This window comes from Sphingomonas sp. GW821-FHT04B01 (assembly GCF_059420425.1).
In genome coordinates this window covers 196,444-210,982 of the sequence record NZ_JBWKTR010000004.1, presented here as the reverse complement: position 1 = coordinate 210,982, position 14,539 = coordinate 196,444, and the positions used below count along the sequence as shown (strand labels likewise).

General features: G+C 66.5%; 13 protein-coding genes and 1 tRNA gene. 7 read left to right on the top strand and 7 right to left on the bottom strand.

The genetic code is table 11. The features are described from left to right. Window positions 1-17 precede the first annotated feature (17 nt). Window positions 18-1,136 (top strand): hypothetical protein, encoded by a 1,119-nt coding sequence (locus AC07UH_RS12040; RefSeq protein WP_495180624.1) that lies wholly within the window; start codon window positions 18-20, stop codon window positions 1,134-1,136. On the opposite strand, the gene AC07UH_RS12035 is transcribed toward AC07UH_RS12040, so the two are convergent. After that, window positions 1,133-2,122 carry an NADP-dependent oxidoreductase gene (locus tag AC07UH_RS12035; protein ID WP_495180623.1) on the bottom strand — a complete coding sequence of 330 codons (990 nt, stop codon included), beginning with the start codon at window positions 2,120-2,122 and terminating at the stop codon, window positions 1,133-1,135. The two genes, AC07UH_RS12040 and AC07UH_RS12035, sit on opposite strands and share 4 nt — an antisense overlap. 110 nt (window positions 2,123-2,232) lie before the next feature. Continuing rightward, the gene (locus tag AC07UH_RS12030) at window positions 2,233-3,441 is read right to left on the bottom strand and encodes a DUF2171 domain-containing protein (protein WP_495180622.1); all 1,209 of its coding nucleotides are present in this window, start codon (window positions 3,439-3,441) and stop codon (window positions 2,233-2,235) included. A gap of 247 nt (window positions 3,442-3,688) precedes the next feature. On the opposite strand from AC07UH_RS12030, the gene AC07UH_RS12025 reads away from it, so the two are divergent. From AC07UH_RS12025 to AC07UH_RS12015, 3 genes are all read left to right on the top strand, one after another. Further along, window positions 3,689-3,764, top strand: a tRNA-Ala gene (locus AC07UH_RS12025). Between the two features lie 75 nt (window positions 3,765-3,839). Further along, complete coding sequence (locus AC07UH_RS12020; protein ID WP_495180621.1) at window positions 3,840-4,586, top strand: NUDIX hydrolase; 747 nt, start codon at window positions 3,840-3,842, stop codon at window positions 4,584-4,586. Then, window positions 4,586-5,314, top strand: a complete 729-nt coding sequence (locus tag AC07UH_RS12015) for an extensin-like domain-containing protein (protein WP_137898725.1) — start codon at window positions 4,586-4,588, stop codon at window positions 5,312-5,314. Before AC07UH_RS12020 ends, AC07UH_RS12015 begins: the two co-directional genes overlap by 1 nt. Window positions 5,315-5,329: 15 nt before the next feature. Here the strand turns inward: AC07UH_RS12015 and AC07UH_RS12010 are convergent, their stop codons facing one another. From AC07UH_RS12010 to AC07UH_RS11995, 4 genes are all read right to left on the bottom strand, one after another. Continuing rightward, the gene (locus AC07UH_RS12010) at window positions 5,330-5,884 is read right to left on the bottom strand and encodes a hypothetical protein (protein ID WP_038661102.1); all 555 of its coding nucleotides are present in this window, start codon (window positions 5,882-5,884) and stop codon (window positions 5,330-5,332) included. Between the two features lie 400 nt (window positions 5,885-6,284). Continuing rightward, window positions 6,285-6,560 carry a hypothetical protein gene (locus AC07UH_RS12005; RefSeq protein ID WP_495180620.1) on the bottom strand — a complete coding sequence of 92 codons (276 nt, stop codon included), beginning with the start codon at window positions 6,558-6,560 and terminating at the stop codon, window positions 6,285-6,287. A 69-nt stretch (window positions 6,561-6,629) separates the two neighbouring features. After that, window positions 6,630-7,409 (bottom strand): transglutaminase-like domain-containing protein, encoded by a 780-nt coding sequence (locus AC07UH_RS12000; RefSeq protein ID WP_038661108.1) that lies wholly within the window; start codon window positions 7,407-7,409, stop codon window positions 6,630-6,632. Between the two features lie 79 nt (window positions 7,410-7,488). Beyond that, the gene (locus AC07UH_RS11995) at window positions 7,489-8,241 is read right to left on the bottom strand and encodes a Bax inhibitor-1/YccA family protein (protein ID WP_495180619.1); all 753 of its coding nucleotides are present in this window, start codon (window positions 8,239-8,241) and stop codon (window positions 7,489-7,491) included. Between the two features lie 134 nt (window positions 8,242-8,375). Between AC07UH_RS11995 and thpR the strand changes: the two genes are divergently transcribed. Further along, window positions 8,376-8,951, top strand: a complete 576-nt coding sequence (gene thpR, locus AC07UH_RS11990; RefSeq protein WP_495180618.1) for an RNA 2',3'-cyclic phosphodiesterase — start codon at window positions 8,376-8,378, stop codon at window positions 8,949-8,951. Between the two features lie 21 nt (window positions 8,952-8,972). Next, complete coding sequence (locus tag AC07UH_RS11985; protein ID WP_137898728.1) at window positions 8,973-9,509, top strand: superoxide dismutase family protein; 537 nt, start codon at window positions 8,973-8,975, stop codon at window positions 9,507-9,509. Between the two features lie 63 nt (window positions 9,510-9,572). On the opposite strand, the gene AC07UH_RS11980 is transcribed toward AC07UH_RS11985, so the two are convergent. Continuing rightward, on the bottom strand, window positions 9,573-11,141 hold the full coding sequence (locus AC07UH_RS11980) for a spinster family MFS transporter (protein ID WP_495180617.1): 1,569 nt from the start codon (window positions 11,139-11,141) through the stop codon (window positions 9,573-9,575). Window positions 11,142-11,394: 253 nt separating this feature from the next. On the opposite strand from AC07UH_RS11980, the gene AC07UH_RS11975 reads away from it, so the two are divergent. Then, on the top strand, window positions 11,395-14,520 hold the full coding sequence (locus tag AC07UH_RS11975) for a TonB-dependent receptor (protein ID WP_495193948.1): 3,126 nt from the start codon (window positions 11,395-11,397) through the stop codon (window positions 14,518-14,520). Window positions 14,521-14,539 lie beyond the last annotated feature (19 nt).

Below are 14,539 nucleotides of genomic sequence, written 5' to 3'. Positions count from 1 at the left end.
CGCCGCCCGGCGCGGCGATGCTCGCCGGCCTCGTCTATATCGTCTACCTCTCGGTCAACGCCGGCGACGGCGGCCAGAGCCCGGTCTTCTACAACCTGCCCGTCGCGCTCGCGGCGTGGTGCGTCGTCGGCGCCTATCGCCGCCGCCCCTTCGACCGCAGCGCCTACGCCCGGTCGTGCCTCGTCATGGCCCTGTTCGGCCTCGCCTTGCAGATCAAATATTCGGTGCTGTTCGAAGGCACGTTCTTCGGCCTCGCGCTCGTCGTCCGCGCGCTGCGTACCGGCGCAAGCCTGCCGGCCACGGCAATCGCGGCGCTGTCATGGTGCCTGATCGCCTTGCTGCCGACCGCCGCCGTCGTCGCCTTCTACTGGCATATCGGCGCGCTCGACACGCTGGTGTTCGCCAATTTCCAATCGGTGTTCCTCCGCCAGCCCCCCGACGCCGCGCTGATGATCGCGCGGCTCGCGCTGATCGGCGCGCATCTCCTGCCGATCGCGATCGTCGCGGCGTTCGCGGTTCCGGGGTTATGCAGGATACGGCCGATCGGTCCGCTACTCGTCGGCTGGGCCGCCGCGGCGATCGTCGGTCTGCTCGTGTTCGGGACCTATTTCGATCATTACGCGCTCCCGCTCGTCCTGCCGCTGTCGATCCTCGCCGCGCCGCTGCTCGCGCATCGGATCGGCAGGGTGCCGGTCGTCGTTCCCGTGCTGCTGATCGGTCTCGCCTATGTCGCGGTCAACACCGCGATCCTGCGCACCACCCGCGGCGATGGCGTGGGCGTCCGCCGCCTCGCGGCGCGGATCGGCCAGTCACCCGCGGGGTGCCTGTTCGTCTTCCAGGGCGATCCGATCCTCTACCAGCTCACCCGCTCCTGCGTCCCGACCGCTTATGCCTTCCCGACCTTCCTTAGCGAGCGGGGCGACAACCGGACGACCGGCATCGACCCGTACGCCGAGCTGCGGCGGGTGATGGCGCGACGCCCGGCCTATGTCGTGATCAGCAGCGTCGATCCCGCCGCCACCGATCGCGCCGCCTATGACTTCGTGCAGCGCGAACTCGATCGGCATTATCGGCTGGTCGACCGCTCGGTGCTGAGCGAGCGCGTCGACCGCCTCTATGCCCGCGCCATGGATTAGAGACGCACCAGCATTTTCCCCATGTTCCCGCCCGAGAACAGGCCGAGGAACGCCTCGGGCATCGTCTCCAGCCCCTCGAACACCGTCTCGTTGCGCTTGAGCTTGCCGTCCTTCAGCCAGCCGCCCATGTCGCGATAGAAGTCGCCGGCACGGTCATAATAATCACGCACAAGAAACCCCTGGATACGAATGCGATTGCCGATCAGCCGCGCGAGGTAGCGCAATTCGGTCGGCTTGCTGCTGTTGTAGACGTCGATCATGCCGCACACCGCGAACCGCGCGTGCAGATTGGCATGCGCCAGCGCCGCATCGAGATGCTCGCCACCGACATTGTCGAAATAGACGTCGATCCCGTTCCGCGCGACCTCGCCGAGCGCCTTCACCACCGGCGTACCGCTCTTGTAATCGATCACCGCATCGGCGCCGAGCGACTCCACCCAGGCGCATTTCTCCGCGCCGCCCGCCGAGCCGATCACCCGCAGCCCCTTGACCTTGGCGATCTGCACCACGGTCGATCCGACCGCACCCGCCGCGGCGGAGACGAACACCGTATCGCCCTCCTTCGCGCCGGCGACCTCGAGCAAGCCGAAATAGGCGGTCATCCCCGGCATGCCGAGCTGGCCGAGATAGGCCTGCGGATCGACGTCGAGTTCGGGCAGGGGCTGGACTTGGTCGGCGGGCAGCACCGCCTCGTCGCGCCAGCCGGCGAAATGCTGGACGGTGTCGCCTTCCTTGAACCGGTCCGAGCGGCTCTCGACCACCGTGCCGATCGCGCCGCCGTCCATCGGCTTGCCGATCTCGAACGGCGGCGTGTAGCTCTTCACGTCGTTCATCCGCCCGCGCATATACGGATCGACCGACAGCCAGCTATTGGCGATCCGCACCTCGCCCTCGCCAAGGTCGCGGCGATCGAGATCGATCAGCGCGAAATTGTCGCTGGTCGGCAGGCCCTGCGGCCGCGACGTCAGGCTCCACGCTCGTGCCATCGTTTCATTCTCCTCAAAATCCGGCCGACCAGTCTGGGCCGATCCGTTGCAGATCGCAACGCAAAAGGCCCGGGACAAGCCAGGGCCTCCGCGTGGGTCTTCGATCGGGCTCAATAGGTGCCCGAGAAGCTCCGGTTCAGCGTCTTGTCGCCATCGGTGCCGGTCGTGCCGCTGCTGCTGGCGCTTGCCGACGAGGTCGAGCGGGTGCCGTCCGCCTGCGTCTGCGTCGTGGCCGAACGGCCCGTCGCATAGGGTTCGCGGCGCCCACCGTCGTCATCGTCGCCGAACAGCGCCTGGTTGCGCTCCTCGTCGCGCCACGCCTTCTTGGCGTCCGCCGCAGTCTTGCCCAGCGTCACCTTGCCGTCGACCGACTGCAGCCAGCTCGACGGGATCGAGTGATGGCGACCGCCGGCGTCGGCGTCGTTCTTGGTCAGCAGGATGCGGTCACCACGCACCTTGTCGACGGTGCCGACATGCTCGCCGTCCGAGCCGACGACATCCGCATGCTCCTCGACCTTGTTGAGCAGGTCGCGCTGCGACTGGCGGTTGGTGCGCCACGAGCTGAACTCATTCTCGAACTTCGAGCGATGCTCGCGGCGATATTCGTCATAGTCGCGATCGAGCGACTGGATCTGACCGCGACGCCAGCTGTGATAATCGTTGTCGCGATCGTTATAGGCGCGCTCGTCGAGCCGCGAATCGAAGTCGCGACGGCGCTCCGCTTCCTCGTCGCCGAACCACGAGCGCACCTCGTCGCCGGCGCGTGCGAAGAAGCCGCGGTCCTCATAGTCATAGCCCTGCGGCTGACGGCCATAGCCCTGCCGGCCCTGACCCTGATCCCGGCCGCCGCGGGCGCGATTGCGATAATCGTCGTCGTCGGCATAACGAGACGGGCCGAAATCCTCGAACCGGTGACCGCCCGACCCGTAGCTGCCGTGATATTCGCGTTCGCCACGATCGCGGCCGGCGTCGGCGCCGTAGCGGCTGCGCTCGCCATAGCGATAGTCGGACTGCCGGTCCTGATCGTACCGGCCGTGGCTGTCGCGCCCGTCATTGGCGTAGCGATCGTAGCCGCCGCGCGTCGCGCCGTAATCGTCGCGTCCGCGGCTCTGGTCGTAGCGATCGTAGCGCTGGTTGCCATAGTCGCGCGCGCCATAGCCCTGGCGGTCGCCATCGAGCCGGCCAGCCGCCTGATATTCGCGTGCGCTCGAATAGCTATAGTCCCGGCCCGAGCCATAGTCGCGGCCGTAGCCCTGACCGTCGTCGCGCCCGTACGTGTCACCCGGTGCGTTGCTGCGGGGATTGCGTTCGTAGACCATGATCGTCTCCTTGTAGGATAGCTCCTGCGGGTGCCGGTCGCGTCGTTGCTGCGCGGCCGTGCTCCTGATCCAGATAAAGATCAGGTCCCGCCTTCGTTCCTGAAGTTACGGCAGGGCAACGATTTTGCGTCGCACGCAGCTATCGGTCCGTCGCATGGGAATTTTCGGATCGGTCGATCGGGCCTGTTGCATCGCCCGCAAGGGGCGGCTAATGGCGTCGCTCTCGGGCTCGCCCGAGCCGGGGTGCGGGGCTGTAGCTCAGATGGGAGAGCGCTGCAATCGCACTGCAGAGGTCAGGGGTTCGATTCCCCTCAGCTCCACCACCACCCCGCTATTTCCCCACCGATCCCCGACAGTGCCGGCGCTACCAACGGCCCGCTGCCGCGTTACACCGGTCTATGGCCAGTGCACCGATCCCCGCCGCGACGCTCGTCGTCTTCCGTGACCGTCGCGATGCGCCGCCGGACCTGCTGATGGTCGAGCGGGCCAAGGCGATGGTCTTCGCCGGCGGCGCGATGGTGTTTCCCGGCGGCCGGATCGATCCCGGCGACCACGCGCTCGCCGCGACGATCGGTGCGGCGGGCAACGGCGCCGCGCGCATCGCCGCGATCCGCGAGACGATCGAGGAAGCCGGCCTCGCCATCGGCCTCCACCCCGTTCCCCCGGCGGCGACGCTGGCGGCGATCCGCGCGCGGCTGCACGGCGGCGCGCCATTCGCCGCGATCCTCGCCGACGCGGGGCTGACGCTCGACCTCGACGCCTTGGTGCCGTTCGCGCGCTGGCTGCCCGATCATCGGACGACGCGGATTTTCGATACGTTGTTCTTCCTCGCCGGCGCACCGGAAGGCGCCGCGGCGACCGTCGACGCGACCGAGAACGTCCGCCTCGTCTGGACCGGCGCCGCCGCTTTGCTCGCCGAGGCGGATGCCGGCCGCGCGACGATCATCTACCCCACGCGCCGCACGCTCGAACGGCTCGCGCTGTTCGCCGATCACGACGCCGCGGTCGCGCAGGCGCGCGCCTATCCGATCCGTACCATCACGCCCTTCGTCGAGACGCGCGACGGCGTGCCGCACCTCTGCATCCCCGACGACCTCGGTTATCCCGTCACCGGCGAGGCGATGACGCGGGCGCAGCGCGGCTAATGCGTGCCTTGCGTCGGGCAATCGGCTGGATCGCGGCACTGCTCGCGCTCGGCGCGGCGGCGCTGCTGCTCTGGGCGATCGCGCGCGGGCGGCCGCAGGACATGCCGTGGACCCCGCTCGACCTCGGCGCGCCGACCGGATTGTTCACCGGCCGCAAGCTCACCGCGCTCACCCGCGACTTTCCGCAATGCCGCGCGCTGCTCGACCACGCCGGCGTCCGCTATACCGTGCTGCCGCCGCGTCGCGGCGCGGGGGATTGCGGGTATGACGACGGCATCCGCCTGACCGCGGGCGGCGCGCGGACGATCGGCTTCAGCCCCGCCGGCCTCGGCGTCGCCTGTCCGGTCGCCGCCGCGCTCGCCACGTGGGAATGGAACGTCGTCCAGCCCGCCGCACAACGCCATTTCGGTAGCCGCGTCGTGACGATCGACCATTTCGGCAGCTATTCCTGCCGCCGCATCTACGGCCGCGATGCCGGCACGTGGAGCGAACACGCGACTGCCGACGCGGTCGACGTCGCCGGCTTCCGCCTCGCCGACGGCCGCCGCATCACCGTCGTCGGCGACTGGCGCGGCGCGGGCGCAAAGGCGGCCTTCCTGCACGAGGTCCGCGACGGCGCCTGTCAGCTGTTCGCGACGACGCTGTCCCCCGATTACAATGCCGCCCACCGCGATCACCTCCACCTCGACCAGGCGGACCGGGCCGCGGGGTGGCGCGCCTGCCGATGACGCTGCGTCCCCCGCTCAGTGCGGCAGGGCCGCCCCGGTATCGACCTTCTCCACCCAATGCGGAAAGAACACCGGCTGCCGGTTCGACCAGCCCGACGCGGTCGCCGCCGCCTCGCTGATCGACTGGAGCAACTTGCGCCGTACCTCGGGGTGCAGGTGCGGCAGCGCCGCCGCCGCGCAGAACGCGCTCGGCAGCCACGGCCGCGCCGACGCGCCGATCAGCCGTTCGTACAGGAAGCGGAACGCCGAGAAGCTGGTCAGCCGCCCCTGCCCCAGATCGAACCCCACCAATGTCACCAGCGGCGCCAGAAACGGCTCGACCGCGGCGAGATCGGCATCGTCGGGCACCAATTGGCGCAGTTCGGGCAGCGCGCGATACAGCCGCGCCTGCGCGCGGATGCTCGCCGCCTCGACGATGTCGCGCGACCAGCGCGTCATCGCATCGTCGCGGTCGAGCCCGATATCGAGGCTGCGCCGGATGTACCGCTGCGTCGAACTCGGAAACCCCGCGAACTCCTTCATTTCCGCCAGCGTCATCGCGCCTTCGGCCGGTCTGTTCTTGGCACCCATGATCGTCACCCACCCCGCCAGAGAAGTCGGGCCGATCCTGCGCCACGATGGTTAACAGCATCCTTAACACGGGACCGTCCGACGTAACAAAAGCATCACGAAAGCTGTTGCAGCGCAACATCCGTTGCGACGAGCGGAGTGCATTTGGTCGCAAAGGCGCTCGCGGGGGTCATAAGCCCGACCGTCCACCACCCACCCGTCACCCCGGACTCGTTCCGGGGTCCACCCCGTGGCGAGGAGAAAGGCTTGAGGCGAGACCGCGCGCCTGCGGCCCCCTGGACCCCGGAACAAGTCCGGGGTGACGGATCGTTCTAGGAACCGGAACGCCCGCATCCAGTCTCCGCATAGCAAAACGGCGGCCCCTCGCGGGACCGCCGTTCGCTCCATTCCGCGCGAAGCCTCAACCCTGCCGGCTGCGCTCCGCATCCTCGTCATAGCCCGACGAGGGCGCCGGATCGTGATCGTGACCCGGCTGCGTCAGCGACGGCGGATCGCTCGCATCCATCGATTCGTCCAGACCGGCATCGAGCCGCGCATCCGCGCTGCCGGGGTTCTTCTCGAGACGCTTGTTGATCGACTTGTCCTGTCCGGCATCCTGGCGCGGGTCGCGCTCCTGGTTGCTGGCCGACGACGCGACCGACAGGCTGTCCAGAGCCTTTTCGTCGATTCCGGTCATGTGACACCCTCCTGAGTTTACCAAGGAGCAACGATTGCCGGATCGTTTCCGTTCCTGCCGGTCAGGCGATCAGCCCGCGGTCACCTGCACCCGCTGGTTGACGAACTGGGCGATGCCGAACACCGTCATGAAGGCGATGTCGGTCGCATCGCGGCCGACGCAGACGCGCGCGATCGTCTCGGCCGGCGCCATCCGCGTCGCGTCGATCATCCGCCACGCGCCGTCGAGCCACAATTCGGCGACCGCATGGAAATCGGGCGGATCGACGCCCGGCGCATAGGCAGCGACGCAGCGCGCCGGAATCTCCCCCGCCCGCGCCAGCGCGACCAGCAGATGCGCGTAATCGCGGCACACGCCCGAGCGGCTGGCGAAGGTATCGATCGCCGTCGTCTCGCCGCTGCTGGTATTGGCGCGATACTCCAGCGCATCCGCCACCCAGTCGGTCAGCGCCACCGCCAGCGCGCCGCCGCCCATGCCGCCGAATTCGCGGCGCACGAAGCCCTCCAGCCGGTCCGACTGGCAATAGCGGCTCGGCAACAGATAGGGCACCAGCGCGCCGTCGAGCGCCCGCGCCGGCGTCGCCGGCAGGCGCGCGAGATCGACCGGCTGCCGGTCGATTTCGACGACCGCGCGATATTCCGCCTTCAGCCAGTTCTCGGCGCGGATCCAGCAGCGTTGGCCGATGCCCTCCTCGCCACGGACCGCGACCACCGGCGTGTCGCTCCACACCGTCAGCGCCTCCGAGACGATACGCTGGTCGGCCATCGCCGCCGCCTCGATCTGCAGCAAGACGTCGGTCGGCGGCCCCATGATGGCATAATCGAGGTCGACTTCGATCGAGATCCGCATCGGCCATTCCTTCGGGACAAACGAAAGAGCCCGGCGGCATCGGCCACCGGGCTCCCGACATGACGATCGAACGTCGGTCTTAGTTGCGCTGTGCGCCGAACAGGCGAAGCACGAACAGGAACATGTTGATGAAGTCGAGGTACAGCGACAGTGCCGACATGATCACGGCCTTGCCGACCATGTCCGACCCTGCGACCTGGAAGTACAGGCTCTTGGTGCGCTGCGTGTCATAAGCGGTGAGGCCCGCGAACAGCAGGACGCCGACGATGCTGATGACCAGCTCCATCACGCTCGACTGCAGGAACAGGTTGATCAGGCTCGCGACGATCAGGCCGACGAGGCCGATCAGCAGGAAGGTGCCGAACGCCGACAGGTCCTTCTTGGTCGTATAGCCGTAGAGACTGAGACCGGCGAAGCCAGCCGCGGTCGAGAAGAACGCACCGGCGATCGACGTACCGCTATAGACCAGGAAGATGGTCGACAGCGACAGGCCCATCAGCACCGCGAACGCCCAGAACAGCATCTGCAACGTCGACGTCTGCATGCGCCCCTGTCCGAAGCTCATCGCGAAGACGACGCCGAGCGGCGCGAACATCAGCACGTAACGCAGGATGCCGCCACCCATGAACACCTGTGCGGCCGGCGACGACCCCCCGCCCCAGGCGAACAGCAGCGCGACGATGCCCGTCAGCAGCACGCCCGATCCCATATAATTGTAGACCGACAGCATGTACGAGCGCAGACCCGCGTCATAGGCACCGCTGCGCGCTGCGTCGGTGCGCGAGGCCCCGAACGGCGCGGCGCTCGGCCGGGGGTCAGACCAGTTAGCCATGGTATCCAAAACTCCTTTACCGACCAGATGTCGGATGACCGAAATATCGGCGTGCCGCGGTCCCTTTTCAAGCGAAACCGGCTAAGCCTCGGTTCCGAAGCAACAGAACTTTACAAAGAGCCGCCGGTCCCGCCATGCGCCTGTTCGTCGCCCTGCGTCCGCCCCCCGCGATCCGCGAATCGCTGCTCGCCGCGACCGGCGGGGTGCCGCACGCCCGCTGGCAGGACGACGCGCAACTCCACTGCACCCTGCGTTTCATCGGCGACGTCGACCGGCCGCAGGCGGAGGATGTCGCGGCCGCGCTCGCCGGCCTGTACGCCCCCGCGCCGCAGGTCAGGATCGCCGGCGTCGGCCGCTTCGCGCACAAGGGCCGCACCGACACCTTGTGGGCCGGGCTCGCGCCGGGCGACTCGCTCTACCATCTCGCCCGCAAGGTCGATCACGCCTGCGTCCGCGCCGGTCTGCCGCCCGAACGGCGCGCCTATCGGCCGCACGTCACGCTCGCCCGCCTGCCGCGCAGCGCCGGTGCCGCGCCGGAGATCGATGGCTGGCTCGCGGTCCATGCCGGCCTCGCCAGCCCCGCCTTCACCATGCCGCATCTGATCCTCTACGAAAGCCATCTCGGCGGCGAGGGCGCCAGCTATGCGCCGGTGATGCGCTGGCCCCTTGCGCCGCCCGCGGAACCGCCGCAGGTCATGCCGGGTTCGTAAGGAAACCTCGGGAGACCTTTGATGCGCGCTATCCTCATCCTCGCCGGCCTGTCCTCGCTGGCACTGGCCGCCTGTACCCAGAAGGAGGAGGTCGCGGTCGGCAGCCCCACCGCCGGCGGCGCCCGCGCCACCGCATCGCTGCGCACCGCCACCGGCCTCGACGCCGGCCGCGCCACCGCCACCGAAGTCGCCGGCGGCATCCGCTACACCGTCGACGTCAAGGGCCTCCCCGCCGGTACGCATGGCGCGCACATCCACACCACCGGCCGCTGCGACGCGCCCGACTTCACCACCGCCGGCGGCCATTGGAACCCGACGACGATGAAGCATGGCAGCATGAACCCGCAGGGTCCGCACGAGGGCGACCTGCCCAATCTGATCGTCGGCACCGACGGCCGCGGCACGCTCGGCGTGACGGTGCCCGGCGCGACGATGGCCGGTCTGCTCGACACCGACGGCGCCGCGATCGTCATCCACGCCGGCCCCGACGACCTGATGACCGACCCCGCCGGCAACAGCGGCGGCCGCATCGCCTGCGGCGTCTTCGGCGCCGCCTAAGCCGCGCCGTAACGGACGACCGGAGTGGGGAACGCCCACTCCGGCACCGCCAGCAGGGTCCCCCTAAACCACTTCCCCCACCGCCCGCGCCCGTGCCTCGCGCGAGGCTTCCGCCGCCGGCACCAACCTGTATGCCGCCACCGCGCAGCCCAAGGTCAGCGGCACCACCGCGAGCAGCGACAGCATCCCGACCGACAAACTCCCCGACAGCGTCGAGATCCGCCCCGCCAGATACGGCCCCATCGCCAGCCCGAGCAACGTCGTCCCGATGAAGAAGGTCGCGGTCGCCGTCCCCCGCATCCGCGGCAGCACCAGATCCTGCGTCGTCGCCGCCGCCGAGCCCAGCGCACCGCTGGCGGTGATCCCGGCGAGGAACAGGCACGGATAGAAGACCCAGACATCGCTCGCGGTGAACGCCGCGATGAGGAACGGCACCGGCACGCAGGCGCCGACCATCACCACGATCAGCCGCCCCGCCGGATTGCCCCGCCGCAGCCGGTCGGCGACCACCCCGCCGATCGTCACCCCCAGGAAGCCGGCGAGCGCGCCGCTGCTGCCGAGCAACAGCCCCGCCCGCGCCGGCGTCTCGCCGAGCGTACGCAAGGCATAAGGCGCCGCCCAGAAGTTCGCCGCATAGCTCAGGAAGGCGTTGAGCCCATAAGCCACCACCGTGCACAGGAACGCCGGCGTCCCGACGATCAGCGCGAAGGTCGCCGGATCGCGCCGCCGCAACGCGCACCCCCACGAGAACACCGCATAGACGCCCGTCCCCACCGCCAGCCATTGCGGCTTCGGCTCGCCCAGCGCGATCAGCAGCGCCACCACGCCGCTCACCACCGCCAGCCCGGCAAGATTGACGAGCAGCGCCCGCACCCCGCCCCGCGCCGCACCGATCAGCGTCAGCGGCGGGATGATCGTCAGCAACTCCGCGAAGAAGGCTTGGAACGGCGCCGGATGCCGCTCCGGCTCGGGCAGCCCCTCGACCAGCCCGCGGACCGGCTCGCGCAGCGTCGCGATCCACCCGGCGACGACCAGCCCCGGCAGCCCGACGGCGAGGAACGCCGCCTGCCAGCCGACCAGTCCCAGCGGCCCGCCGCCCGGCCATGCCCGGTTCCAGCCCTGGACGATCAACCCGCCGATGAACAGCGACACGCCGCCACCGACGTACAGCCCCGCGGAATAGATCGACAGCGCCGTCGCGCGCAGCCGCTTGGGGAAATAGTCCGAGATCAGCGAATAGGCCGACGGCGACGCGGTCGCCTCCCCGACTCCGACGCCGATCCGCGCCAGCGCCAATTGCCCGCCGGTACGCGAGAAGCCCGACAGCGCGGTCATCGTCGACCACAGGGCCAGCCCGACCGTCATCAGCCGCACCCGATGCCAGCTGTCCGCCAGCCGCCCGAGCGGGATTCCGAACAGCGCATAGAAGACGCCGAACGCGGTCCCGTAGAGGAAGCCGAGGTCCTCGTCCTTGAGGTGGAGATCGCGCTTGATGTCCTCGGCGAGGATCGAGATCACCTGCCGATCGATGAAGTTGAGCACGTAGACGACGAACAGGATACCGAGCACGTACCAGGCGTAGCGCGACGCCTGCTGTTCCCCACCGCCCGCTTCCGCCACCGTCCCGCCCATCGCCCTCTCCCGCGCGTTTCGCCGGAGGCTAACAGAGCCGCTGGAAAGCGATAGCCTGACTTTCGATCGAGTTACCGTACCAACATCGCTACCGATGCGATCGTAACATTCGTAACCATTATGTGACAAAATAGCGACATTCTACGCACCTTCTGTACGCCGAACCAATATCTGCATTGAGTTCATGTCCATAACGATCATTCTCTTATATCGGATACGATATCCGAAAACAGGGTGAAAGAGGGGCATGACAATGATGAATGACGGAAAGGGGCTGCGCACGAAGCTCCTCGCATCGGTGGCAATTGGAATGATGGCAGTCGCTAATGTTGGCGGTGGCCTGATGCCCGCCGCAGAGGCGCAGGGATTCTCTAGTTTCAGTGCGAGTGGAACGGTGCTTGATTCGTCGGGCCGCCCGATTCCCAAGGCGCGCGTCACGATCCGATCCGTCGATCAGGGCTTCACGCGCACCGTCACGACCAACGACAACGGCGTCTACGGCATCCCCGAATTACGCCAAGGCAACTATCAATTCACCGTGGATGCCGATGGCTACGATACCTATGTCGAGACGAACATCCGTCTCGCGCCCGGCTCCGCGTCCAATCAGTTCCGGCTCGCCAAGGCTGGTAGCAGCGATACCGCCGGCACGGATATCGTCGTGACGAGCAAGCGTATCGCGACCGCGGATTTTGATATGACGACGACCGGCCAGGTCATCAACGTCGCGGACGTTGCGGCACGGCTACCCGTTGCGCGCGATCTCACCTCGGTACTGCTGCTGGCGCCGGGGACGGCGAGCGGATCAGGCGCGTTCGGTGGTCTCGCCTCTACTAACGGCGGTGCGGTGTCGGAGAACGCTTTCTTCGTCAACGGCCTCAACATCACCGACTTCCGCAAGGGCCTCAGCCCTGCGGGCGTGCCGTTTGACTTCTATCAAACGATCGAAGTCAAATCCGGGGGCTATGCTGCGGAGTTCGGCCGGTCGACCGGCGGCTTCACCAGCGCGACCACTAAGTCCGGCTCGAACGAGTTCCACGGCGGTCTGCTCTTCTCCTGGAACCCCGACGGATTGCGCACGCGGACCCACGACACCTTCTATTCCGATAATGACGGGGGGAGGATCGAGTCGCGATCCACAACATTCCAGTTGTCAGGCCCGATCATCAAGGACCATCTGTTCTTCTACGGCCTCTACCAGGCGCGCAACAATACGAGCGTGACCGCGTCCCGTCAGTTCCTCGGCGATCCGCGTACCGCCGACGTCAATGATCCCTCGAAGTATCTCGGCACGTCGCGGACGTATTTCGGTACGTCGTCCCCTTTCTACGGCGGCAAGATCGATGCGGTGATCGTCAATGGCCAGCGCCTGGAGTTCACCTACTGGAGCACCAAGGGCGACCAGTTCTTCAACACCTACGGTAGTGCGGCGCCGGGTTACGGACGCTACAACTATCTCACGAACAAGGATGGCCCCTACGCCGGGCGGACGCTTGCCTCCTACGGCGGTGAAAATTATGTCGGACGCTACACGGGGGTCTTCAGCAAGTGGTTGACCGTCTCGGCGGCATATGGCCGCAATGAGAACAATTATTTCTCCCAGTCCTTTAACGAGAGCAATGCCAACACTCCCTCCGTCAGCGACGCCCGCAATCCTTTAGCCGTGGTGCCGTTGACGCGCTCCAGCGGCGGTCGCAGTGACGATAACGACGTCCGCAAATTCTATCGTGCTGATGCGGATATCTATTTCAATTTTCTGGGATCGCACCATTTCAAGGGCGGCTATGATCGCGAGGAACTGACCTCGGTCACCGCATCCCGCGGCGGCGGTGGCGGCCTGTTCTACACCGTGTACACCGCGCAGACCGGCAATCCTTACAACCTCGCCGTCGGCACGAATTATGTGCGTCGCACGACCTATTTCAACGAAGGCCGCTTCACGTCGCTCAATGAAGCCTATTATCTGCAGGACAGTTGGTCCCTGTTCAGCGATCGGCTGACGGTCAATCTCGGAATTCGCAACGACCGCTTCACCAACGACAATGCGTTGAAGCAGACGTTCTACAAATCCGGCAACCAATGGGGGCCGCGCCTTGGCTTCACCTTCGATCCCGTCGGCGACCGCCGTGACAAGATCTACGGCAGCTTCGGTCGCTTGTTTGTTCCCGTCGCCTCCAACACCAATATCCGGCTGACAGGAGGCGAAACCTACTACACGCGTACTGCCCTCTTCAACGGACTGACCAATGCCAATGTGCCGATCCTCGGAAACCCGATCAATTATACCAATGCGGCCGCATGCCCTGACGATGGTGCGTTGGCGTGCAGCGTGACCGGCAACGGTCAGCCGAAGTCGGCCGAGACGACGGTGGCCCGGCAGCTAAAGCCTCAGTCCGCTGACGAATATATCCTCGGTTATGAAAAGCGGCTCGGAACGCGCTGGCGCGTAGGCGCTTACTTCACCTACACCAAGCTCAATGAAGTGCTGGAAGACTCGTCGATCGACCAAGCGGTCAATGCTTATTGTGTGAAGCAGAAGGTCAGCGGTTGCAACACGATCTGGGACGGCTTCCATCAATATGTCCTGATCAATCCGGGCAGCGCGTCACGGATTACGCTGTCCGACCCGATTAACGGCGAGACGACATTGCGAACGGTGGATTTCTCTGCGGCGGACCTCGGCTACCCCAAAGCCCGTCGGACTTACAAGGGCATGACCTTCGAGGCGCATCGGGAATTCGACGGCGTCTGGAGCCTCGATGCTTCGTACACCTATTCAAAGACCATTGGTAACTATGAGGGTGGCGTGAAGACCGACAACGGTCAGAGTGACACCGGACTGACCACCGACTTCGATCAACCCGGCCTTACTCTGGGCACTTACGGCTATTCGCCGAATGACAAGCGTCACGTCATCAAATTGGCGGGCAGCTATCTGCTCTTTGATCGACTGAACATTGGCGGCAAGCTGCAGGCCTATTCACCGCGTCGCTATGGTTGCATCGGCCGTGTGCCCGAGGCTATCGATCCGTATTCGGCGGCTTACGGCGCAGCGGGTCTGTTCTGCCAGGTCAATGCGGATGGCTCGATCAATACCGATCCGACCGTGTCGCGTCCGGTGCAACTCATCCCTCGTGGCTCGGTGTTCAAGAGCGACTGGCTGTTCGTCAACGACCTCGACGTCAGTTATAAGTTCGACGTGGGCTCGGCAGCGATGACGTTGCGGGCAACGGTGTTTAACGTTTTCAATCGTCAACCCAAGCTCAACCTGAACGAGAACGGCACCGACGGTGAGGGGAAGGCCTCGCCTTATTATCGCACCGTAACCCAATATCAGGATGGCCGCAGCGCACGTCTGCAACTCTCCTTCGACTTCTAAACGGCTCGACCAACCGATC